This is a genomic window from Aquitalea sp. ASV15, from assembly GCF_016429115.1.
GTDB lineage: Bacteria > Pseudomonadota > Gammaproteobacteria > Burkholderiales > Chromobacteriaceae > Aquitalea > Aquitalea magnusonii.
In genome coordinates, this window is the sequence record NZ_JAELTZ010000018.1 from 78,999 (window position 1) to 87,687 (window position 8,689).

9 protein-coding genes are annotated in these 8,689 nt (G+C 63.0%); 5 read left to right on the forward strand and 4 right to left on the reverse strand.

The genetic code is table 11. The features are described 5' to 3' along the window. Positions 1 to 4: 4 nt before the first annotated feature. The 5 genes from motB to JHD64_RS10320 all read left to right on the forward strand — a co-directional run bounded on the left by motB (position 5) and on the right by JHD64_RS10320 (position 4,558). The gene (gene motB / locus JHD64_RS10300) at positions 5 to 907 is read left to right on the forward strand and encodes a flagellar motor protein MotB (protein WP_059287321.1); all 903 of its coding nucleotides are present in this window, start codon (positions 5 to 7) and stop codon (positions 905 to 907) included. 18 nt (positions 908 to 925) lie between these two features. Further along, complete coding sequence (locus JHD64_RS10305; protein WP_233170428.1) at positions 926 to 1,660, forward strand: class I SAM-dependent methyltransferase; 735 nt, start codon at positions 926 to 928, stop codon at positions 1,658 to 1,660. Next, the gene (locus tag JHD64_RS10310) at positions 1,647 to 2,969 is read left to right on the forward strand and encodes an HDOD domain-containing protein (protein ID WP_199053181.1); all 1,323 of its coding nucleotides are present in this window, start codon (positions 1,647 to 1,649) and stop codon (positions 2,967 to 2,969) included. Before JHD64_RS10305 ends, JHD64_RS10310 begins: the two co-directional genes overlap by 14 nt. Before the next feature lie 3 nt (positions 2,970 to 2,972). Next, a complete protein-coding gene (locus JHD64_RS10315) occupies positions 2,973 to 3,776 on the forward strand; it encodes an RNA methyltransferase (RefSeq protein ID WP_199053182.1) in 804 nt (267 codons plus the stop codon). Positions 3,777 to 3,862: 86 nt separating this feature from the next. Continuing rightward, entirely contained in the window at positions 3,863 to 4,558 is a 696-nt protein-coding gene (locus tag JHD64_RS10320; RefSeq protein WP_199053183.1) for an N-acetylmuramoyl-L-alanine amidase, read from the forward strand. A gap of 148 nt (positions 4,559 to 4,706) precedes the next feature. Here JHD64_RS10320 and JHD64_RS10325 read toward each other — a convergent pair whose 3' ends face one another. The 4 genes from JHD64_RS10325 to JHD64_RS10340 all read right to left on the reverse strand — a co-directional run. Beyond that, entirely contained in the window at positions 4,707 to 5,081 is a 375-nt protein-coding gene (locus JHD64_RS10325) for a lysozyme inhibitor LprI family protein (RefSeq protein ID WP_199053184.1), read from the reverse strand. A gap of 42 nt (positions 5,082 to 5,123) precedes the next feature. Continuing rightward, the gene (locus JHD64_RS10330; protein WP_199053185.1) at positions 5,124 to 6,356 is read right to left on the reverse strand and encodes a multifunctional CCA addition/repair protein; all 1,233 of its coding nucleotides are present in this window, start codon (positions 6,354 to 6,356) and stop codon (positions 5,124 to 5,126) included. After that, complete coding sequence (locus tag JHD64_RS10335; RefSeq protein ID WP_199053186.1) at positions 6,356 to 7,303, reverse strand: complex I NDUFA9 subunit family protein; 948 nt, start codon at positions 7,301 to 7,303, stop codon at positions 6,356 to 6,358. The genes JHD64_RS10330 and JHD64_RS10335 overlap by 1 nt, the downstream gene beginning before the upstream one ends. Positions 7,304 to 7,328: 25 nt before the next feature. Continuing rightward, positions 7,329 to 8,689: lytic transglycosylase domain-containing protein (locus tag JHD64_RS10340; protein ID WP_199053187.1), on the reverse strand; the 1,361-nt coding region annotated here is incomplete at its 5' end.

An 8,689-nucleotide genomic window follows, 5' to 3' on the forward strand; every position in this document is an offset into this window, starting at 1 on the left:
GATCATGGCAGACGAATCGCAACGCCCCATTATTGTCAAACGCATCAAGAAAGGCGGGCACGGCCACCATGGTGGTGCCTGGAAGATTGCCTATGCCGACTTCGTGACGGCAATGATGGCCTTCTTTCTGCTGATGTGGCTGCTGGGTTCGGCCTCGCAGGGCACGCTCAACGGCATTGCCGAATACTTCAAGACCCCGCTGAAAGTGGCCATGTCCGGTGGCGATGGTGCCGGCGATGCCACCTCGCTGGTGAAGGGTGGTGGTAACGACCTGACCAAGAAGGCTGGCCAGGTCAACAAGAGCACCAAAGAGCAAGAGCGCAAGGTGATGGAAAAGCAGGCACTGGACAAGCTGCAGCAGAAGATCCAGTCGAGTGTGGAGCAAAGTCAGGTTCTGAAGGATTACAAGAACCAGATGAAGCTGGAAATGACGCCCGAAGGTCTGAAAATCCAGATTGTTGACGAACAGAACCGTCCGATGTTTGATTCCGGCAGCTCGCGCATGCTGCCGCATACCCGTGAATTATTGCAGCAGCTGGCACAGCAACTGAACCAGCTGCCCAATCGCATCAGCATCTCCGGGCATACCGATGCCACCCCATTTGGCAATGGCCAGGCGGGTTACAGCAACTGGGAGCTGTCCGCTGACCGGGCCAATACTGCAAGGCGCGAGCTGATTGCCGGTGGCTTGCAGGAAGACAAGGTGATGCGCGTGGTGGGGGTGGCCGCCGCCAACCCGCTGATCAAGAGCAATGTATTCAGCCCGGAAAACCGGCGTATCACCATTGTGGTACTCAACAAGGATGCCGAACAGGCCATCCAGAACGACGGGGTCAAGCCAGCGCTGAATCAGGAGCCCATCGGCCCGATCGGCCCGGCGGAAGCCGCCCCGGCCAAGGCTGAATAAGTCCGGATGCGCCTGCGCTTGTTGCGTCCTGTTCTGCTGCAGTTGCTGGCGGCGCTGCTGGCATGGTTTTTTATTGCGCCGGCAGTACAGCCGCAAGCATGGGCCATCTTGCAGGCATTGTTTGCCGTAGCGCTCAGTTATGCCTGGCGTTTGCCGGGCTGGCAGAAATTTGCCCACGGCCTGTTTGTGCCTGCGGTCGTTTTGCTACAGCAGCAGGCTTTGCCGGCCTGGGTTTACCTGTCTTGCCTGCTGCTGACTTTTGCCGTGGGACGCAATGCCCTGACCGAACGCGTGCCGCTGTACCGCTCCGCGCATGAAGTGGCCGAAAAACTGGCCGCTTGTTTGCCACCGCAGGCCCGGGTGCTGGAGGCGGGCTGTGGAGATGGTCGCCTGGCCATGCAGCTGGCGGCCTTGCGGCCCGACCTGCACATCCTGGCGCTGGAAAACGCCTGGGGCAGCTGCTTGCTGGCACGGCTGCGCTGGTGGCGTGCCGGTCGTCCGGCCGGGCTGGTCTTTGCCTGCCATAGCTTCTGGAAAGAACACTGGGGGGACTATGACGCGGTATATGCCTTCTTGTCGCCGGCACCCATGCCCCGGGTCTGGCGCAAGTTCCTGGCGGAAGGCCGGCCAGCCAGCGTGCTGGTGAGCAATACCTTCATGGTTCCCGATGTCCAACCTGATAGCCGGATTCCGCTTGGCGGACCGCTGCAGAAAGAATTGCTGATCTGGTGCCACCCCCATGGATCTCGCTAACTGGTTTCAGTCCATCGCCGAACGGCGCTGGCCGATTCTTCCCTCCACCTTGCTCGAGGTCAGGGATGCCTGCTCGCGCCACAATGATCTGATCAGCTTTACCGAGCTGGCCAATCTCTGCCTGTCCGATCCGCTGCTGCTGTTCGACCTGCTGCGGGTGGTAGGCAGTTCGCGTGCCCTGCAGCGCAATGAGTCGATTCCCTCGGTCGAGCAGACGCTGATGCTGATGGGGCTGGAGGCTGTGGTGCATCGCTTCGGCAAGCTCAATGCCATGCAGCCGGTGACGGACAAGCTGGATGCCGAGGTGGTGGATGCGGTGGAGGACTGGCTGGGGCGCAGCCGCGTGGCGGCACTCATCATCAAGGAGTGGCTGTCGATTTCCGGCGAGCACAAGGTGGAAGACTGTTTTGTCGCTGCGCTGGTCTACAATCTGCCGGCCTGCCTCTACCTGATCTATCGCAACCAGCTGCCGGACAAGCCGCTGCTGCAGGAAGTGGCTGACCATTTCGGCAGCGACTATTCCAAGGTGCTGGAGCAGTTTGTCCTGGCCATGCCGCTGCCGGCGGGGCTACTGAATCTGCTGGGGAGCGGTGCACCGTCAAAACGCAAACAGCTGCTGAAGCTGGCCATGGCCACCGCCAACTCGCTGGAGCAGGGCTGGTGGCGCTCATCATGGAATGTGGGGCTGGATCTGGTCGCCAAGCTGATCGGGGCCACGCCGCAGCAGGTCTATCTGGGTGTGGTGCAAGCCTGTCTGACGGTGGCGCGACAGCCGCGTGCCGCGGCCTATACCTACCCGGCACGTTCCATTCTGCTGATCGAGGGCGAATACAAGCGGCCTGAACTGAAAAAGGCGGCCGTGCTGACCAGTCCCGACCAGCTGGAACAGGGCATACGCGAGTCCATCCGTCACCTGTCCAATGACCTGAAATTCGAGCGGGTACTGTTTTACCGCTACGACCACGACAGCCACAGCTTGCGTCTGAAATACCAGGTGGGGCTGGCCGAGGGCCACGCGCTGCGCAAGCTGCCGCTGGAGCTGGAGCCCGGCAGCTTTCTTGCCCTGCTCAGCAGCAAGGCGCAAAGCTTCCATGCGCCGGAGAGTGTGCGCAACCAGCTGGTGCGCAAGTACGAGGATGATTTTTTCGAACATATCGGAGATAGCGAATTCGCCATCATGAGCCTGTATCTGGGCCATCGGCTGGCCGGGGTGTTCTATGTCGACAATGGCCGCAGCGGCCGCAACATCGACGACACCAGCTATCACCGCTTCAAGGAACTGGTGGCCAGGCTGACGCCGCACCATTGATGCATGCAGTACACCGGTAAAACCATAAGTTCTCCCCATAACGACGAAGTCAAACAGCTGGCGCGGCTGGTGCAAAACAGCCGCGAGCGGCGCAAGCAGGGCCTGATGGTGCTGGAAGGCATTCATCTTATCCAGTCCTGTCTTGAGGCCGGCCTGCTGCCGCAGCGTGTCTATGTCAATGCCCAGGCGCTGGCCCATGCCGAGGTGGCCGCCCTGCTGGCGAGCTTGCCGGCCAGCTGTGCGCTGGCCATCCTGCCGGAGCCCGTCATGGCCAAGGCCAGTGCCCTGGCCACCCCGCCGGAGCTGCTGGCCCTGTGTGCCCGGCCACAACCGGCGGCCCCGGCTGCCGCGGCGGCGCGGGTGCTGCTGGAAGATATTCAGGACCCTGGCAATCTGGGCACCATCCTGCGCTGTGCTGCCGCCTCCGGCGTGCGCGAGGTGCTGCTGTCCAAAGGCTGTGTCGATGTCTATTCGCCCAAGGTGCTGCGTGCCGGCATGGGGGCGCACTTTGTGCTCAGCATTCATGAACAGGTCGAATTGGAGCAGGCCATGCGTGGCTTTGCCGGGCGCAAGCTGGTGACCTATCTGGAGGGCAGCAGCTCGCTGTACAGCCAGGACCTGACCGGTGCCGTGGCGCTGGTGTTCGGCAATGAAGGTGCCGGCGTGTCACCGGCGCTGCTGGCACTGGCCGATGCCCGCATCCGCATTCCCATGCCGGGGCATGCCGAGTCGCTGAATGTGGCCATGGCGGCTACCGTCTGCCTGTTTGAACGGGTGCGCCAGCTGGAACTGGCCGCCGCGGGCTGAGCCGCTTGCGCAGCTGGGTGCCTGCCTGGGCGGCTCACCGCAGCAGGATCTGCTGGCGGCTATCATTTTCAGAAGGTGGATAGGCCATGAAACTGTGCTGGAGCCTCACCCTGCTGCTTGGCCTGGCCCTGCCGGCGCTGGCGCAGAGCGTGCAAAGCGTGGCGGTGGATGTGGGCCATTCGCTGGCGGCGCCCGGTGCGCGCAGTGCCAGCGGCCAGACCGAGTTCAGCTTCAACCGGCGCATGGCCTTGCTGCTGGCCGAGCAGTTGCGTCAGCGTGGAGTCGAGGTGCAACTGATTGGTGCGGCAGGCGATATCCGGCAATTGAGCGAACGCACCCTGCAGGCGCAGGGGCGGCAATTGCTGCTGTCGGTGCATCATGATTCGGTACAGCCACAATACCTGTCTGAGGCTGGACGGTTTCAGGGTTACTCGCTGTTTGTTTCGCGCAAGAACCCCTTTGCCGAGCTGAGCCTGGCCTGCGCCCGGCAGATTGCACTGTCACTGCAGGAGGCAGGGGAGCGACCAACCCTGCATCATGCCGAAGCCATTGCCGGGGAAAACCGGCCCTTAGCGGATGCGGCGCTGGGGATTTACTGGTTTGATGATCTGGTGGTATTGAAAACGGCGACCCAGCCGGCGGTGCTGGTCGAGCATGGGGTGATCGTCAATCCGGCTGAAGAAGTGCGGCTGGCGCAGCCGGCGGTGACGCTCAAGCTGGCGCGGGCCGTGGCCGCGGGTGCTGCGCGCTGCCAGGCGGTGCCGGCCGCCGGCAGGCCATGAAACCAACCCTGCCGCCGGGAGGCGGGCAGGGGATTGGTGCTCGCTGACCACCCCGCTGCCGCTTTGCCCCTGCATGCGCTACCCCTGGTACTGTCGGCGTCGGCGGGCCTTGGTCCGTGGGGGTGCTGTGAGGCTTTGCCAGCCGCGCTTATTGCAGCTTGCTGTTCATGCAGCCGGCACTCTTGCACTCGCGCTTGCGGTCATTGATGAATTGCAGGCGGTCGATGGTGGTGCGGGTAGCGCAATCCAGGTTGACGAAAAAGCCGCGCTGATCGCTGTAGCTGCAATCGGCGTTGCGCTGGCGAATCCAGCTCAACTGGCTGTTTTTCAATTGTCTTCTGCCTTCGGCATCCAGCATCTTGGCCAGTTCGCCATAGCTCTCGTTCAGGTCTTTGTCGGCCTGGCTATACACCTTGTTCAGGCAGTACAGGCCATCAAAATCATTCCTGGGTTTGTCGCAGGCGGAATTGGCCAGGGCGCTGGCGCTCAAGGCCAGCAAGATCAGGCTCAGACAGGTTTTCATCGCATTCTCCGTGGGGTGTGCGGCTGGTTCAGCATGACTGCATTAGGTTTTATCGGGCAGGCCAAGCGCTAGGCGCGCCCTGGCGATGGCCTGGCTGCGGGCCTGGTCGACGGCGGCGGCGATCTGCCGCGGCTCGCTGCAGCTGCGGGCAATGGCACCGGCATCTACCTCCAGTGCCGCTTGCAGCATGCCTTCCATCCAGTCCACTTGCGGGTAGGCACAGTTTTCAAAATGCAAACGGCCACGGGCATCGGCCAGTACGGCACACAGCATCTGGCGGAAACGTTCCGGTCGGCGCAGGGCATCACAATCCTTGAACAGGCGCAGGATGGTGGCCGGTTTCATGTCGCCGGTGCAATGAATCTTGGTGTGATTGAGCACCGTGATGCGCGCCAGGTCACGGCATTCCGCCGGAACCCGCAGCCGTTCACATAATGCCAGCAAGGGTTTTTCACCGCGGGCCTCGTGTCCGATATGTCGCGGCAGGATGTCGGCCGGGGTCAGTGCCTTGCCCAGGTCATGGGTCAGGGCGGCAAAGCGTACTGCCAGTGGCTGCTGCATGCTGGCGGCGGTGTCGATCACCCGCATCACATGGTCGCCGGTGTCGATTTCCGGGTGGTAGTCCGCCCGTTGCGGCACGCCGAACAAGGCGTCAACTTCCGGCAGAATGCGTTGCAGCGCGCCACATTCGCGCAAGATCAGGAAAAATCGTGACGGTTTGTCTTCCAGCAGCGCCTTGGCCATTTCCTGCCACACCCGCTCGGCCACCAGCGCGTCCACCTCGCCGGCGGCCACCATGCCCTGCATCAGCTGCATGGTTTCCGGAGCAACGCTAAAACCGAAACGGGCGGCGAAGCGCGCCAAGCGCAGAATGCGGACCGGGTCTTCGGCAAAGGCCGGGCTGACATGGCGCAGTATCCCGTCGCGCAGGTCCTGCTGGCCGTGGTAGGGGTCGATCAGCTGGCCATGCTGGTCCTGGGCCATGGCATTGATGGTGAGGTCGCGCCGCGCCAGGTCCTGCTCCAGGGTGACGCTTTCATCGGCGTGAAAGGCAAAGCCATGGTAGCCCTTGCCGGTTTTGCGCTCGGTGCGTGCCAGTGCGTATTCTTCATGGCTGTGCGGGTGCAGGAATACCGGGAAATCCTTGCCCACCGGCTTGTAGCCCTGTTGCAGCATGCTTTCGACACTGGCACCCACCACCACCCAGTCCCGGTCCTTGACCGGCAGGCCAAGCAGGCGGTCGCGCACGGCGCCGCCGACAATATAGACCTGCATCAGCGAGCGGCTTCCCTGCGGTAATCAGACAGGATGAGATTGAATTCATCCTGGCCCAGGTAATGGGGGGCCACCACTTCCAGCGCGGTGGGGGCAAAGCCGAGCAGGGCGCTGGGGAAGGGCTGCGGGCTGACATTGTCCACGGCCAGCGAGCGCACATTGTCGCGGCTCATCAGGGTGGGGCCGGGCAGCAGCTCCATCATTCCGGCCTGCAGCATGGCCAGTCCTTGCGGCAGGCCGATGACCGGGCGCGGCGTGCCGCGCAGCCGGCCCACATAGTGCACCAGTTCAGCCAGGGTATAGCTGCGCGGGCCGGTCAGGTCCAGGCTCTGACCCACACTGTGCGGGTTTTGCAGGCAGGCGACCACGGCGCGCGCCAGGTCATCGGCCCATACCGGGGCAAAGCGGGTATTGGCACCGGCCAGTGGCAGCACGGGTAGTTTGTCCAGCAGCCCGGCAAACAGGGTGAGAAAGCTGTCGCCCCGCCCGAACACCACCGACGGCCGCAGAATGGTCCAGTCCAGTCCGCTTTCCCGCAGTCGTTGCTCGGCGATGCCCTTGGTTTGCTGGTAGTCGCTGGGTGCGTTGACATCGGCCCCCAGTGCGCTGATATGCAGCAGACGGCGTATCCCCTGCTTGTGGCAACTGGCGATGATCTTGTCCAGCAGCTCGACATGGGCATGTTCAAAGGCCTTGCGCGTGCCGTGCAGGATGCCCACCATGCTGATCACCGTGTCGTGGCCGGCCAGCAGCTGTTGCAAGGCCAGCGGGTGATGCACATTGGTGGAAACCACTTCGGTCTTGGGCAGGACGATGAGCGCGGCCTTGTTGCGGTCGCGATTGCGGGTGGCGATGGTCAGCGCGGCTTCCTTCTCGGCCAGCCGTTCTGCAATATAGCTGCCGATGAAGCCACTGCCGCCGATCAGGCAGATACGTCGATCATGCATTGCTTTCTCCTTGTGCTGCGGTGTTTCAGCGTGCCGGAATCGTGCCCATGCGGGTCTTCAGTGAAATATTGGCATGGCCGAAGGTGCTGGCATAGTAAGCGGCATTGGCCATGACCTTTTGCACATAGTCGCGCGTTTCGCTGAAGGGAATGGTTTCCGCATAGATGGTCCCGTCCAGCGGGCGGCCATCCTGCCAGGCGCGGGCGCGTCCCGGCCCTGCATTATAGGCGGCGGTGGCCATGACTTCGTTGCCGGACAGGCTGTCGCGGACATAGCGCAGATACCAGGTGCCCAGTTGCACATTGGTGTCGATATCGGTGACCGAATAGCTGGTCAGCCCCATCTTCTTGGCCACCCATTTGGCGGTGGCCGGCATCAGCTGCATCAGGCCGGAAGCCCCCACGCCGGAGCGGGCGGCGATGATGAAGCGGCTTTCCTGGCGGATCAGCCCATAGACCCAGGCATCGTCCACATCCAGCTGGCGGGCATAACGCTGGGTGATGTCGCGATAGGGTGTGAGGTAGCGCAGCGAATAATCGTGTTCTTCCTTGGTGCGCTCGGCACTGTAGATGGCCATGTCGTAAAACGCTTCGCGGCGGCCGATTTCTGCTGCGGCCAGCAGCTCCATGTCATTGCGGCCGCGCATGGCCCAGCGCCATTCGCGTTGGGCATCGCTGCGCAACTCCGGCTTGCCCGCGCTATTGCTGATGTCCAGCAAGGCCAGTGCGCGCTGGATGGCCGGATTGGCGCGCATGGCGCTGATGTCGGCAGCACTGGGGCCGGTTTTGCTGGCCGGGGTGGACAACGCATTGCCCAGTTCTTCCAGCGACAGCAAGGCGTAGTAATGATGGCCGATGCTGGCCTTGGCAAACAGTGCGGGTGCTTCACTGCCGCGGCCCAGCTGTTTCAGGCTGCGCGCGCGCCAGTATTGCCATGCCGGCTTGCTGGCCACGGCTGCGGGCATGGCGCGGGTGATCTGTTCCAGCTGCGCCCACTGTTCGCCACGCAAGGCCGCACGCGCCCACCATTCCCATTGTTCGGTGGTCAATTGCTGCGGGTCGGCCTTGGCATACCATTGCAGCGCCTGCGCCATCAGTTGCTTGCGCGCCGACAGCAGGGCCAGCTGTCCCCAGGCAAAGCCGCTGCGGTCCTTGCTCAGCGCGCCTTCCACGCTGAGCAGGCGGCTGACTGCTGCATTGCTGTCACTGCGTGCCTTGCTGACGATGCCATAGAGAATGGCTTCCTGGCCGCCGGCCGTAGCCGGACTGGCGGCAGCCGGATTGCTCAGTGCCGCATTGTCCAGCGGCAAATTGGTGGCATCAGCCAGCTGGCGTGCCTGGCTGAGGTAATTGCCGGCCAGCAGCAGGCGCACCCGCCGCCACAGCC

Bases quoted from the DNA above. Each gene is read 5' to 3' on its own strand.
- motB (WP_059287321.1), top strand. From the start codon at position 5: ATGGCAGACGAATCGCAACGCCCCATTATTGTCAAACGCATCAAGAAA.
- JHD64_RS10310 (WP_199053181.1), top strand. From the start codon at position 1,647: ATGGATCTCGCTAACTGGTTTCAGTCCATCGCCGAACGGCGCTGGCCG.
- JHD64_RS10315 (WP_199053182.1), top strand. From the start codon at position 2,973: ATGCAGTACACCGGTAAAACCATAAGTTCTCCCCATAACGACGAAGTC.
- JHD64_RS10320 (WP_199053183.1), top strand. From the start codon at position 3,863: ATGAAACTGTGCTGGAGCCTCACCCTGCTGCTTGGCCTGGCCCTGCCG.
- JHD64_RS10325 (WP_199053184.1), bottom strand. From the start codon at position 5,081: ATGAAAACCTGTCTGAGCCTGATCTTGCTGGCCTTGAGCGCCAGCGCC.
- JHD64_RS10330 (WP_199053185.1), bottom strand. From the start codon at position 6,356: ATGCAGGTCTATATTGTCGGCGGCGCCGTGCGCGACCGCCTGCTTGGC.
- JHD64_RS10335 (WP_199053186.1), bottom strand. From the start codon at position 7,303: ATGCATGATCGACGTATCTGCCTGATCGGCGGCAGTGGCTTCATCGGC.